At 60.5% G+C, this 14,625-nt stretch carries 3 protein-coding genes; all 3 read right to left on the reverse strand.

Annotated elements, in window-relative coordinates; translation table 11 throughout:
- Positions 1-200: 200 nt before the first annotated feature.
- Complete coding sequence (locus tag ACODTO_RS27300; RefSeq protein ID WP_489107334.1) at positions 201-785, reverse strand: hypothetical protein; 585 nt, start codon at positions 783-785, stop codon at positions 201-203.
- Positions 782-13,783 carry a two-partner secretion domain-containing protein gene (locus ACODTO_RS27305; protein ID WP_489107335.1) on the reverse strand — a complete coding sequence of 4,334 codons (13,002 nt, stop codon included), beginning with the start codon at positions 13,781-13,783 and terminating at the stop codon, positions 782-784. Before ACODTO_RS27305 ends, ACODTO_RS27300 begins: the two co-directional genes overlap by 4 nt.
- A 23-nt stretch (positions 13,784-13,806) precedes the next feature.
- On the reverse strand, positions 13,807-14,625 hold an 819-nt coding region (locus ACODTO_RS27310; protein WP_489107336.1), incomplete at its 5' end, for a ShlB/FhaC/HecB family hemolysin secretion/activation protein.

The following is a 14,625-nucleotide window of genomic DNA, read 5'->3' on the forward strand; positions in this document are numbered from 1 at the left end:
TCCCCGGTCGCCGTAAGCATCCAGCCAAACTCGACGCCCGATCATAAATGCGATTTATGCAGCAAATTATTAACTACCAAGACCTAATTACCCCAGATGGAAGACCGAACTTGAAAACTTGGTCTGCCCCCGCTTCTGAAAAATAGCTGACTTTAATCCAAACAATCGTGACCCACCCTAATAAGGATGCACCTTCTCGCTTATACAAACCGAAGTTTCCAATAGTCATTTCCCGCCACCACCCAATACCGCTCGCTAGCCGGAATCAAAAAGCTAAAATCAAAGCATTCAGCGATCCAGTCTGGATAAGCCAGACTTTCATGAACACGCGCGTCATCCATGTGCATAAAAATTTTTCTGTCAAAATTTATGTAGAACCTAGGAAATCTGGAATGAATTACATTGGCACGCTTAAACAAATCTTGGGTCAAACCTTCACCGGTTAAAAAATAATATTCAATCTTTTCAAAAACCTCGAAATCCGCGCCTATAAAATCACTTAAATCACTTGGAGATAAAATCTTTCCACTTGAATTTTTCAAATACTGTGGGAAATTTTCCGCCGTCATTTTCAGAATGCCACCTCTGAAACTTCTGCAAGACTGCTCATATTGCTCTTTGGTTATTTCGCCATCTTCAAGATAGGCGCGATAGTCTTTCTCTGCATCAAGAGAAAAATTGTACTTCTCATCCACAACCCAATAACACTTTCCGGAGTGCACGAAAAAGCAGACACTTTTCTCCCCTCCCCAAAGATCCTCAAACACTGATTGACTCACCGTCATTGCTTAAACTCCTTGAAAAATTCCTCTTGTGTATAAACACGAGCGTTACTCGAGTGTTTTTCGAGTAACGACTCCCACATTTTTGGCAGCTCAAGGGAGTAACCGGGCTGGCCTTTGTCTACCCTCTTCGGCGCATCAGGATCTTTCGGAATACCAACAACGGGCCGCTGAGGGATTACCCGGTCCATAATTTCCTTGTGAAGAGCCGCATCAACGTCGAAGACCACTACAGAACCATCAGGCCGTCTGTTCGTCAAATAGTAAATGGAATGGTCAGCATTACCTACGCTCACACAAAGTTGGCCCGTGCACCCAGGATTGATGCTGATGGTTCCATCATCATTTGCACTGATGCGGTATTGGCTGGTTTGTGTTCCGGACCCACCTCCCTCAACCCTGAAGTAGGGAACTGTTTCTGAAGAGCCTCCTTTTGCCCCACTTGTAAGGGTACCGGTTTCTTTTACCGCTCCCCCAACTCCCGCCCCTTTCACCCCCCCGGCGACCCCCGAACTTACAACGTTCAGAGCCCCCATCACAATATTGCCAGCGGCCGCCCACGCATCTCCTTGATAGGCCTGTACCCCACCATACGCGATCTGAAGCGCCCCACTTTCGGCAGCGAGCAGACGGATGCCCGCGCCCAGGCTGCCGCTCATCAGGTACAGAGCCGGGGTCCCTACGTCAGCAAGCGCTTGGTAATCCTGGTTGATACGCAGAGTGCCAAGTGAATCAAGATAAAGCTGCTCGTTCTGGCTTAATGGGCGCCCCATCTGATCAATGATTCCGCCCGGGTACAGCCTATCCAATGAAGCTTGCTTATCCGCTCCGTAGCTAGCATAGGCGACGGTATCGCTTTGTTTTAATGGCCCGCTCCGAGTCATCGCGTTGATTTTTGCTTGTGCCGCTTCTGGGCCATAAGCATTTATCAATGCGTAGGTGTACTCCTGCAGGTAGGCGTTGAGCTGTGCCTTGTCAGCCTCGGACATCGTGTCGCTGTGCAGACGATAACGTTCCAGCAATGCGTTGGAAATCTGATCCAACCTATCTAGCTCGACCAGTTTCTTGGCAACCGAGACGCGAGTATCGCCGCTCAACCTCTGCTGCCTTAGTTTGTCCAGTAACGTCTGATCAGCGGGACTCAGGAAGTTGTTCTCTACCGCATTCTTCCCGATCTGAGCAGATGCCACGGCGGACAGAGCATCCTTGCCCGTAACTGCTCCGCCAATACCTCCAGCTAATGTGGCTAACGCAGAAATGGTTTGTTTCTGCTCTTGTGTCAGCTCTTCGTCGCTCACTCCAGCATAGAGCTCGTTCCGGATCAGGCGTGCGGTCACCTCGGCAGCAACAGCCCCCGTTGCGCCCGCTAAAGCCGAGTTACCGCCAGCTCTCGCGATCACAGCCCCCAAAACCGCATGAGCCATTAAGTTGGCTGTTGTATCCCCATCGGTCATGTCCTTGACCGTTTGCGCCAGATAAGGCGCAGCTGCGCCCCCTATAGCACCGCCAATACTTCCACCCACCAGTCCTTGAACGATGGCTGTGACTGCCTGGCTGGCTTTTTGGAAACTACTGCCAACGCCATAATCACTTTGAGCCTGCTTGAAGACTTGCTCATCACTTGGGTTAACGACGCCGTTATCGAGCAACTTTTGCCGTGCGGCTTTGAATGTTTCACTATTGGAATTCTTAGCTTCCTCAATCTTCGCCGCAGCAATTGCGTCACCTACGCCCTTCACCAACTCCACCGAGCTTTTCACCAGCTCGATTCGATCTTTCATTGCCTCTTCATCAGGCTTATCAAGCTTCTCGTTGGCATTCGCCGTGTCGCGGTTCAACCCGACCACATCTTTCGCACCTTCCGGATTGCGAACGATGATCGTGCCTTCGCTCACGGCACTACGCGTGTGGCTCTTATCCGACTCACTGAGGGAGATCCCGTACAACCCACCCATCGAGGCTGAAGCGCCGGCGCCGCTATAGCTGCCCGAGATGCTGGCACCTGCGGATTGGGCGTGGATTTCGCTGACGTTCTTGATATCGGTGGCGATGAGCCGGTCGGTGATCAGCGTGTTCTTGTCGACCGAAGCATCGCTGGCGATCACACCGCCTTCGAGGGTGGTGGTCTTGCCGACATCGACCGTATAGCCGCCCTTGCCGGCGAAGAGACCGGTCTGGTCCGTAACCGCTTTGTATTCACTGTTCATGTTGCCCGCAGCCACGTTTGCCGAGGCCGCGACAGGTGTGCCGTAGCAGAACGGTGGAATGCAGATGCTGGCGCCGAAACCGCCGCTGCTTTGTTTGCTCTTCTGGTCCTGGGTGTCCTGACGGGAGACGATGTTGAGGTTGCCGTCGACCAGCGCCTTGATTTCGTCGGCATGGACCTGAGCCCCTGCCAACGTCGTGTCGCCACCACTGCGCAGCAACAGCGAACCGGTGTTCACCGTGCTGTTGACCTGGGTGACGGAGCTGCCGTTGCCCATGCCTTTTGCGAGCTGGGCGCCCAGGTCCAGGGTGAAGCCGTTTTGCTGGCCGATGTTGAAGCTGGCACCAATGGCGGTTTTGTTATTGCTGTTGTGGTTGGACCAATCGGCGGTGTTTTGCGCGCTCTCCAGGATGATGTTGTTACTGGCAAGCAACGACGTGTTGCCCGCCTTGATGCTGCTGCCGATAACGTGGAGATCACCATCGTTTGCCGCCGCATTGCCATTGGCAATGATGGATAAGGTGCTGCCCGCATTGAGGGTGCTTTGCTTGGCGGTTTGGCTGGCGTAGTCGCTGGTGCTTTTGCTGTGGGTGCTGGCGAGTTCGGTGCCGATTTTGATCAGCGAACCGTTGCTCGCAGTGCCGCCCTGTTTATCGGCGAAGCCGGTTTTCTGGGCATTCGCGTCTTCCGTCATACCGCCGAGGTTGTAGGCCGCCAAGGCTGCCTGGGCGAGTTTCACCGCTTTGAGGCGAGGATCATCCGTATCCTTCGCGGCCTCGACGGAGGAGCGAATAGTGTTGACCGTATCGATGATCGCACCACCGACGACACGACCAACCGCCAGGCTGTTGGCCTTGTCGACGGTGCTTTGCGTCGCCGTTTCCATGCCCGCTGCGATGGTGACATTCGAGCCACGCAGGCTCATGTCCTTGGTGCTGACCAAGTCACTGGCGATGACGTTGAGGTCGCCACCCGCCACGAGGCTGACGTTGCCTTTGCTGGAACCGATGGTGCTGCCGGTTAACGTGGTTTGTGACGCCGTGCCGTTGTGTTTCTGGTTACTGATCGACAGGTGCTGGTTGCCGGTGATGTCATCGAGGCCCAGGTTGTTACCCGTCAATACACCCGTCAGGTCGCGATTTTTCTCCTTGTGCATTTGGGTGCGGGAAAAGGTGTTTTCTGCCGCGTCGATGGTCAGGTCACGTCCCGCACGTATCGTGAGGTCGTCGGTGCTGACCAATGCCGAGCCGGTGACAGTGGCATCGCGTTTGGCAACGACGGCGATGGTGTCGCCCGAGATCATGCTGCCGACGGCGGTGGTCTGGGTTTCGGTCAACTGGTCCTGGACCTTGCTCGACTTCAAGCCACCCCAGCTGCTTTTGCTTTGTTTGCGCTCGTGCCGTGCGCTGTTGGAATCGGTGACCGCGAGAATTTCCACGTCGTTGCCGGCACCCAGGCCAACACTGCCTTTTTCCGACGTGACGTTACTGCCCTTGATCGTCAGGTCATTGCCGGCGCTCAACACATTGTTGCCACCGGACGTCACCGAACTGGCCACGTTGGTTACGGAACTGGTCTCATCAAGCCGGAATTTCTTCCCGGAAGACGACTTCTTGGTCTTGCTATAGAAGCTGTAGTCCGAGTCCTCGGCCGATTGCAGCACCAGGTTCGCGCCCGCCACCAGATAGGCTTCATCCCCAGCATTGACCTTGCTGGCAATCAACTCCAGATCCTTCCCGGCACTGAGCGCCACATTCCCACCCGCCGTCACGCTGGTGGACACCTGACTCACATGGTCTTCCTGAGCCGTAACCTTCTTGGTCTTCCCATACGAATGCTGCTCATCCGCCGCCGACGCCAACGTCAGATCACCCACCGCGCTCATGCTGATATCGCGCTTGGCATCGATCTGGCTGGCAACCGCCGTCAGATCACGCCCTGCCTTCGCCGTCAGGTCGCGACCGATGTCCAGGCTGGAGCCGTATTGCTTGATGTCTTCATCACGATGCAGACCGCGGGTCCCACTGGCGACGCGTTCGGCCGAGGTGAGGTTGACATCGCGGGTGGCGCTCAGGGTTGTGTCGGCACCGCTCTTCAGCACCCCACCGACATTGTTGATGTCACGCCCGGCGTTGATGGTCAGGTTGTTGGCGGCTTCGATGCGGGCGGCGCTGTCGATGAAGTCGGTGCGTTCGCTGCGGTAACCGCTGTCGCTTTCGTGGGTGGTGACGGTGCGTTCGTTGATCATATCGCCGTTGGTGGCGGTAAGCGTGACGTCGCGTCCGGCGATGATGCCGCCGGCCTTGTTGACGAGGTTGTTGCCCGCCAGCAGGTCAAGGCGGTTACCAGCTTCCACCAGGCCGCTGTTGACCAGGTCATTGGTGGCTTTGGCCGACAGGTTGTTGCTGGCGCGCAGGGTGCCGGCGTTGTTCAGATCCTTGCCGGCGATCAGGGTTACGTCGCTGCCCTGGATCAACGCGCCGTTGGCCGCGAGGCGATTGTTGGCGTTGGCCAGGTACAGCACCGGTACCAGGACTTGCTCGCCGTTGACCTCGGCGTTTTCCATCCAGACGATGTCGTGGGTCAGGGCCGCGACTTGTTCGGAGGTGAGGCTTACGCCCAGCGCCAGGTTGAGTTCCTGTTTGCTGGCGATGGCGTTGTTCATCAGGTACTTGAACATGTCCTCGTTGGAGGTCTGGCCGTCGATGAAGCGTTGGCCGGTGCGGGCGACCACGGCTTGCTGGATCAGGGTCTGCTCGTAGAGGCCGTCGCCCAGGCGCTTGGCGCTCTGGTCCGGGTCGTAGCCGAGGTTCTGCAGCAGGTAGTCCGAGCTCATGAAACTCTTGAGGTCGGTAAGCACCGGGTTGGTTTCGATCAGGTATTTGTGCGGGTTGGCCGCCACAGTGCTGGTGGGCAGGCCCTGGACACGGTTGAGCGTGAAGTCGGCGCTACGGCCGGGCAAGGTGCCTGTCACGGTAGCGCCCGAGGTGCTGGTGTCGAGGCTGCTGGCCTGGTTGGCGATGTTGGCGGTTTGGCTGTCATCGACGCTCAGGTCGAGACTGCTGGCGGTGGGTTGGGTGATGTTCCCTACATCAGGATTCCGCGCCTGGCCGGTGGGCAGTACCTGTTGGCGCTGGGCCGTCGTCAGGCTCGCGCTACTCAGGGTCCAGCTCTGCGGGCCGCTGGCGGCCGGCGTGCTACTACCCTGCCCGCTCAGGCGGAACAGGCCGTTCTGGCCGGTGGGCAGGCTGAAACCGGGCAAGGCGACCGGGTTGACCTGCTGTTGCGCCAGGTTGGGGGGCAGTTGTTGATTGAGGGTGATGCGGGTCGAGTATTGGCTGCCTGCCGCCGCCGTGCTGGTGCGTGGGCCGCTACCAATGTAGCTGTAGCCCGGGCGTACGACGCTGTTGTCGATGTTGTTCTGGGTCGAGATGTTGACCGCGCCACCGGCCTGGATTACGGCTGCGTAGCTTTGGTCGCCGCCGGCGAGTTGGGTGGTCTTGCCCAGGTTCAGCTCGGCTTCCGTCATGCCGATGAAACTGGCGATACCCGCTTCAAGGCCACTGAGGTTATTGACGTTATAGCCAGCGCTTTCATACCAGTACTTATTGGTGAAGTTGCTGGCCGCGGTGTACCAGGCACCGGCACCGCTCACTCGTTCGGAACGGAATACTCGGGTGGTTTGTGTCTCGCCGGTTTCGACGCCGCTGTTGGTCAGGTTGGCCAGTGACGCGGTCAGGTTGCCGCCACTGGCAATGGTGCTGCTCTGGTTCAGCAGATCGCCGCCACGCAGGGTCAGGTTGCCACCCGCTGTAATACTAGAAGCCGCGCTGGCTGCGGTGACTTCGGTTTTTTCGCGTTGCAGCAACTCCCAGACATGGTTCTGCTTGCCGCTGCAATCCCCGGCGTTATAGCCCTCGATACAAGCGATTTCGTAGATTTTGGCGGTGTAGATACCGCCGTTGCCTACGGTCAGCAAGGTCCGGATGTTTTGGATCGTGCTGGCCGCCAGGCTCATGCTGGCGTCGCTTTGGATCGAGCCGGACCGGTTGAGGATGCTGCTCGCCAGCGCGCCCTGGCCGTTGCGGTCAACGGTGAGGTTGCCCAGGCTGTAAATATTGGCGTCGAGGTTGTTCAGCGTGTCGACCCGCAGGCCCATGTCGGCGCCGCTGAAGATCAACCCTTGATTGTTCGTCAGTAAACCGGTCGTGACGGTCAGCCCCTGAGCGCTGCCCAACGTCCCGAAATTGTTCACCCCACCGGCGTTGACCACCAGGTTGGCGGCGGAGGTCAGCCGACCGGCGTTATCCAGTTGTCCACTGACGTTGACGGTGGTGTTGCCACCGCCAGCGATGCTGGAGTTGACGCTGTTCAGGCTCACTTGCGCGGCGCCAAGCCCCAGGGAGCCCTGGCTGCTCAGGCGACCAGCGCCCCAGTAAGCGCCGCTCAGGTCGATGTTCACGCTGCCATTACTGGCAAGCAGGCCTTCGTTGAACCAGTTGACCCCGCTACCGGTGAAGCTGTCGGAGGCCAGCAGTTGACCACTTGCGGTCTGGGTGAAGTTGTTGACGTTGACGTTCAGGCGCCCGGCCTGGATGACGCCGCTGTTGCTCCACGTGTCGGTGCTGATGGTCAGGCCGCCACGGGTGACGAGCGTGCCGCCGGCGGCGATGAGATTTGCTGTGGAGATGTCGAACGTGCCGGTGCCCACGTGCAGCAGGCTGCCAGCAGTGTTGAGGAAGCTGGCGGCGCCCAGCGTGAGGTCGGTGTTGGCGGTTTCCAAGGTACCGTTGCGGTTATCGAACAGCCCACCGATCTGGAACTCGGTCTTGCCACCGACACCCAACGCCCGCAACTGCCCCGTCTGGTTATCCAGGCTCGCCGCCTTGATCGCAAGGGTGCTGTCACTCTCGATGATGCCCAGGCGGTTGTTCAACGCACCGGTGAGGTTCAGATCGATCTGACTACCCGCAATCTGCCCGTCGTTGTCGCCGCTGTTGTCGAAATCGTTGGCGGTAACGCTGACCTTGCCCTTTGCGTAGAGCCCACCGTTGCGGTTGTCGAAGTTGCGGGTGGTAACGGTGGCGTCGCCGGTTTGCGCCGAGAGGCGTCCACCGTAGTTGTCGAGGCCGCCCAGGGCGATCAGGTTCAGGCGCTGGGCCTGGGTGATGCCGCCCTGGCGGTTGTTGTTCAGGTCGTAGCCGTTTTTCAGCACGCCGCTGAGTTGGGTGGTGAGCAAACCCTGCAGGCTGGCGAGCACGCCGCCACGGTTGTCCAGGTTGCGGGCGACGACCATCAGGTCGCCGGCCTTGGCCTGGAGGCGACCGCTCTGGTTGTCGAGGTCGTTGGTGACGGTCAGGGTCATGGCGCCCTGGCTCTGCACGGTGCCCTTGCCGTTGGTGAGGCTGGCGGCGTCGATCTGCACGGCGCCGTTCTGGCTGTAGATCAGGCCGTCGGCGTCGTTCTGTACCGTGCCGCTGGAAGTCAAAGTGAGTTGATCATTGGCCGCGACGGTGCCGCGATTGCGGTTGTCCAGGCCAGCGGTGAGCAAGGTCAGCAGGCCCTGGCTGGCGATCTGTCCGCCCTGGTTGGTGATCTGCGTGGCGCGCTCGACCCGCAGCGGGCCGGCGCTGGCGAGTTTGCCGTCGGTGTTGGTCAGGGCGCCGAGCAGGTCGAGGGTCACGGCGGCGTTGCCGATCAACTGGCCGCCGGTGTTGTCCAGGCCGGTGCCGGTGAAGCTCAGGGCATTCTGGGCGTTGATGGTGCCGCCGGCGTTGCCGAGGGTCATGGCGTTGATGACCAGGGCATTGCCGCTGTCGATCAAGCCGCCCTGGGCGTTGTTGAGCAGACCGCCGCTGACGGTCAGGGTCTGGTCGCCACCGCTGGAGAGGATGCCGCCGCCGTTGTCCAGGCTGGCGGCGCTGACGGTCAGTTGTTTCTTGCCGACCAGTGCGCCGGCATTGCCGTTGAGCAGCGCCCCGCTGAGGGTGGCGCTGACGTCCTCGTCGCGGCTCGACAGGGTGCCGCTGTTGCGGTTGTCCAGACTTGCAGCGGTCAGGCCCAGGCCCTTGAAGCCGGACAGCAGACCACCTTGGTTGATGACGTCGCGGGCGCCCAGGGTCAGCACGCCGTTGCTGATCAGTTGGCCGGCGCTGTTGTCCAGGTCGCGGGCGCTCAGGTCCAGGCTCTGGCTGCTGGAAATCTCGCCGTGTTGGTTATTCAAGTCCCGTAGGTGCTTGAGGCTGAGCGTGCCGGCGGTGGTGATGAGGCCGGCGCTGTTGTTGAGGTCGCCGGTGGCGGCGCCGAAGTCGATGGCGATGGCACTACCGAGCAACGAGCCTTGCTGGTTGTTCAGGCCGCTGGTGGTGACGGTCAAGGCATCGGTGGCGCTGATCAGCCCGTTGCCCTGGTTGTTCAACTGGCCGCTGAGGGCCAGGTCGAGGTTGGCGCGGCTGGTCAGGGTGCCACCGCTGTTGTTCAGGCTCGCGGCTTCGACGTCCAGCGCAGCCGCGGCGATCAGGCCCTTGAGGTTGGTCAGGGCGTTATCGATGCGCAGGGTCAGGGCCTGGTTGCTCAGCAGTTTGCCGCTGTCGTTGTCCAGGCTTTGCGCGGCCAGGGTGAACGCCTGGGCGCTGGAGATCTCGCCACCGTCGTTGTTGACGCCCTTGAGGTTCTTGAGCATCAGCAGCGGTGCGTTGATCAGGCCGTTCTGGTTGTTCAACTGGCCCTGGTTGAGGTCCAGGGTCAGGGCCGTGTTGCTGAAGAGTTGACCGCCCTGCTGGTCCAGATCGGTGACGCTGACGGTCAGTGCGCCGTTGCTGGCGATGCGGCCGCCGTTCTGGTTGGTCAGTTTTTGCGTGGTCAGGTCGAGGCTGGCAGCGCTGGTCAGGCGGCCGGACTGGCTGTTGTCGAACGCGCCGGTCTCGACCAGCACGCCTTGCTTGCCGCTGATGGTGCCACTATTGCGGTTGTCGAGGCTGGCGCTTTTGACCGTGAGGCCGGCGTCGGTGACGATCTCGCCGCCCTGGTTGAGCAAGGCATTGTCGAGCTTGAGTCCCAGGGCGCCGGCACTGGAGACGCTGCCCAGGGTGTTGGTGAGGCTGGCCGCCGTCAGCGTCAACGCGCCTTCGGCACTCAGTACACCCTGGGTGCTATTCATGTCGCCGGACAGGTCGACGGTAAGGTCTTTCTGGCTCAACACCAAACCGCCGCTGTTATCCAGCGTCTTGCCCGTCAGGCTCAGGCCAGTCTTGCCCGACAACTGACCCTTGGCGCGGTTGAGGACGTCCTTCACCGTCAAGGCCAATGCGCCGCTGGCGAGCACCTGGCCGCCATCACTGTTGTCCAGAGCATTGCCGATCAGGGAAATGTCTGCCTGACCCGAGAGTTCACCACCACGATTATCGATCGAATCGACCTTCAGGGTCAGCGCGTCGGTGGCGCCGACCAACCCAGCGTGGCGGTTGTCCAGCGACGTGCCGGTAAGGGTCAGGCTGCCGAGGGCGATCATCTGGCCGCCCTGGTTGTTGACGCTGGCGACATCGGCCGTAACGGCGGCTTTGCCGGCAATCTGACCGGCCGTGTTGTCCAGGCTCGCGGCCTCGATGTGCAGATCACCATCGGCGATCACGGCAGCATCGCGATTGAGCAATTGCCCGTCCACACTCAGGACTAGCGCGCCACGACTGCTGATCAGGCCACCGGTGCTGTCCAAACTAGCGCTGTGGCTGTCGAGGGATTGCGCGGAAATCAGCCCCTTGACGCTGTTGAGCACTTGATCGATGCGCAGGGTCAGGGCCTGGTTGCTGATGAGTTTGCCGTCACCGTTGTCCAGGTTTTGCGCGGCCAGGGTGAATGCCTGGGCACTGGAGATTTCGCCGCCCCGGTTGTCGACGTTCTTGAGGTTCTTCAGCACCAGAACCGGCGCGGTGATTACGCCCTTGAGGTTGTTTAACTGGCCGTGGTTCAGGTCCAGGTTCAAGGAGGTCTTGCTGAACAGCTCACCGCCCTGCTGATCGAAACCGCTGACACTGGCGGTCAGTGCCTTGTCACTGGCAATACGACTGGCAGCGCCGTTGCTGACTTGGCTGGCGGTCAGGTCGAGGGTGTCGCCGCTGACCAGATACCCACCCTGGGTGTTGTCGAAAGTGCCGGTGGTGACGCGAGTCGCGCCTTTGGCGCTGAGCAAGCCGTTTTGCTGGTTGTTCAGGCTCTGGCTGGTGACGGTAAGGCCGGCATCGGTGGTGATGGAACCACCCTGGTTGACCAGGGCGCCGACGGTGGTGAGTGCCAACGCGCCGACACCGGTGAGACTGCCGTCGGTGTTGTCGAGGCTGCCGGTATTGGCCGTCAGTGTGCCTTCGCTGCTGATCAGGCCGGCAATGTTGGTCAAGGCGTTGTCGAGACGAATGTCCAGGCCTTGGCGGGCGACGAGGCTGCCGCCGCTGTTGTCCAGGCTTTGTCCGGTGACGGTGCTGGTGCCGGTGCTGAACAGAAGGCCCTTGGTCTGGTTGATGATCGCCGCTACTTTCAGGCCCAGGTCGGTGCCAGCCAGGACCTTGCCGTTGTCGCTGTTGTCCAGGCGCTGGCCGTCGATGTCGATGCCGAGCGAACTGGAAATCTCCCCGCCACGGTTGTCCACGGCATCGACGTCGAGTTTCAGCGCTTTTGTCGCGCCTACCAGACCGCCGTTGCGGTTATCCAGGCTCTGGCCGCTGACGGTCAGCAAACCCTGGGCAACCAGTTCACCACCTTGGTTGGTCAGTTGGGCGACGTTTGCGGTGAGGTCGGTCTTGCTGGAAATACGCCCGCCGGTGTTATCAACGCCAGTGGTTTCCAGGCGCACCGGGCCGCCGGCGCTGAGCAGGCCGCCGGCGTTATTCAGTTGCGTGCCATCCACGCGCAGCGCCGCCTGACTGCTGAGCAAGCCTTGTTGACGGTTGTCGAGCTCGACGACTGTCAGTTGCATGTCCTTGGCGGAACGGACTTTGCCGGCGCGGTTGTCCAGGGTATCGCTGCGCAGGGTCAAGCGGTCGTTGCCGGTCAGGCTGCCGCCCCGGTTGTCCAGGCGAGCGGACTGCACATCAACGACGCCTTTCGCCCCGACGCTACCTTGCCGGTTATCGAACAGACCTCCGATACGCGCCGTCAGACTACCGTCGCTGACCAGACTTCCCCCTAGGGTATTGTCCAGACTGGCAGCAGTGACCGTCAGCATCGCACCGGAACCCAGCACGCCGTTCTGGTTGTTCAGGGCACCGATCAAACCGATGTTCAGTGCCACGTCGCCAGTGAGCTGGCCGTCGCTGTTATCCAGGGTGCTACCGGTGAGCTGGGTGGTCGCGGCGCTGGAGACTTCGCCGGCGTGGTTATTCAACTGCCCGACAGTGGCCGTGAGGTTGCCATTGCTGCTGACGACGCCTTGGGTGTTCAAGAGTGTGTCGGCGGTCACGGTCAGCGTTTTGTTGCTCAGTACCCGACCGCTGTTCCGGTTATCCAGGGTTCCGGTTTTGACCGTGCTGGCCTGCCCAGCACTCAAAGTCCCGCCCTGGTTGTTCAGGGTTTGCGCCACATTGGCCGTCAGGTTGCGGCTGGCGATCACGCTCTTGCCGCTGTTGTTGAGATTCTGCGCGGTGAGGCTGACATCGCCCCCTGCATTGCGAGTGTTGTCCGCATTGACCCCAGCTTCGATGACGCCGTTGTTGGTCAACTGCCCGCCGCTGCTCAAGCTGATCCGGTCACGGGCGGCGATGTTCTGCTGCACATCCAGTGCGCCGCTGGTTTGCATGTTGACGCTGGCACCGTAGACCGCCCCTTGCACGTTGGCGCTGGCGGCCTTGGCGGTGACCGCGCCGGTGGCTGAGGTGTCGGCCAGGCTCAGATGGCCGTTGGCGTCGAGCTGGATATCGCCACCGCTGGCGATCAATTTACCGTCCAGCTTCACGCCGACACCGGCCTCGGTACCCACCAGCTTGATGGCGCCCGCGTACATGCCGCCCAGGGCCGAGGAGTCGATGGCCAGTTGCGGTTTGGTGCTGCCATCGTCGGCGCGGGCGGTGGAATTGAGGCTGGCGGCATCGACGTCGTTGCGACCGGCGACGATGGTCAGGTTCTTGGCCTGGATCTCGGCGTTGATCTTGGCGCTGCGGGTGATGATTTCGAAGCGGTCGACGTTGTTGGCGTTGAGGCCCGCGCCTTCGACGGTGACGCTACCCTGGTCGACCTGATAGCGACTCACCTGGCCGTTTTCCACCACCGGTTTGCCGGTGGTCAAAGTTGCCTGGGGGGTGTTGATGAAGCCGCAGCCGTTACAGGTGATGCCGTAGGGGTTGGCGACGATGACGTGGGCCGACTGCCCCGCCACCTCGGTGTAGCCACGTAACTGGCTCGGGCTGCCGCCGTTGACTTCGTTGAGGATGGTGGTGGCGGCCGCGCCGTTGAGGTTCGGGTTGCCGAGGATGATACCGCCCAGTTGCGTGGACTGGGTGCGGGACGTGGCGTTGTTGAGGATGACGCCGTTGCTGCCGACGTTGTAGTCCGTGAACTGGTTGTGGGACAGACCATTACCGTTGGGGCGCGCGATGTTGACGATGGGCACGCCATTGCCCGCCTGGCCGAGGCTGGTGCCCGGCGCACTGACGACGATACCGTCGGCCTGGGCCCACATCGGTTGCCAGAACATGACGTTGGCCAGCAGGAACGCCAGGCCGCGCTTGGGCATGCCGCAGAACCGTTCGCGGTTTTGCAGGGCAGCAGAAGGTTGGCGGGCCAGCAAGGCGTATTGGCGGTCGTCCATGATCAGGTCTCGTTGCAACAGAATTAAATGGATAGATCAACGCGGAAATAGATCGGCGCTTCACGCTCGGTCAGCGCATCCGGGCGTTCCAGGGAGTGGGCGAAGGTGACGCTGGTGGTGAGGTGCTGCCCACGGGCGAACAGTTCCAGCGAGTTGCTCGACATGCGCCCGTGCTGATCGCCGTTGTAGCGGGTCCCGCTGATCACGCCCTGGTCATATCCCAGGCTGGTGCCGTATTCGGCAAATACCGGACGCAGCCATTCCAGGGTCACCGGGCGGCTCCAGCGCAAGTCGTTGCGCCAGTAGCCACCGTTGTCACCAGCCAACGACTGGTCCTTGTAGCCACGAATCGAAGACTCTCCGCCCAGGCTCATGCGCTGCGGGCTGAACAGCACGTCTTCGCTGCGCTGGCCGGTCATCAAGCTGCTGAAGCTGAAAGACTCGTCCCACAATTTGAACGGTTGCAAATAGCTGACCGTGGCGGTGTATTTGCGATAGCGGGCGTCAGCCTGGCCGGGTGCCGGGTCGTGGTTGGCCTGGGCATCGAAGGCGCCGATCCCTTGTTGCATGCCCAGGTCCAGGTTGACGAAGGCACTGCCCACCCGGCGGCCGTGGTTGATACCGAACTGCGCTTCGCTCAGGCGATTGCTGCTCAGGGCCAGTTTGCTGTCTTCGATGAAGTTGTTGCTGCGCAGGTAGGCCAGCCCAGTGTTGAGGGAAGTCTTGCTCAGGGCGTCGCGATAGATCACCCGCTCGATCCGCAACTGATGGTTCTGGCTGTCGCCGGTCTGCTTGAAGTTGAAACCGTTGGCCGCGATCTGTGAGCGGTACTCGCTCTGGCT

Source organism: Pseudomonas sp. FG13, from assembly GCF_057809755.1.

Bases quoted from the DNA above. Each gene is read 5' to 3' on its own strand.
- ACODTO_RS27300 (WP_489107334.1), bottom strand. From the start codon at position 785: ATGACGGTGAGTCAATCAGTGTTTGAGGATCTTTGGGGAGGGGAGAAA.
- ACODTO_RS27305 (WP_489107335.1), bottom strand. From the start codon at position 13,783: ATGGACGACCGCCAATACGCCTTGCTGGCCCGCCAACCTTCTGCTGCC.